The 343-nt window shown below is 46.9% G+C and carries 1 pseudogene; it reads left to right on the forward strand.

What is annotated here, in order from left to right:
- A pseudogene (locus BHE89_RS22870) lies at positions 1-343 on the forward strand (RNA-guided endonuclease TnpB family protein); the annotation flags it as partial.

Here is a 343-nt window from a genome sequence, read left to right on the forward strand (position 1 = left end):
GCATTGCAGCAGGCGGTGATTAACCTTGACGTGGCTTTCTCCAACTTTTTTTAATCCGAAACTAAAAGCCCGTTTTCCCACGTTTTAAAAGTAAGCATGGCAGACAATCTAGCTATCATTGTGTCGGGATCAAAGTCATTGATGGCGCGATAAAAATCCCGAAAATCGCACCGATTGAAGCGCGTTTTACATCGTGAAATTACGGGGGCGCTGAAAAGTATCACACTGAGCCGCAGCGCAACCGGAAAATACTATGCGTCACTACTCTGTGATGACGGGGTAGAAGCACCGGCAAAGCCAACATTGATATCAAATATCACGGGGCTTGATGTGGGGCTGAGTC

It is taken from the genome of Shigella sp. FC1967 (assembly GCF_001743005.1).
In the GTDB taxonomy this organism is placed as follows: Bacteria; Pseudomonadota; Gammaproteobacteria; order Enterobacterales; family Enterobacteriaceae; genus Proteus.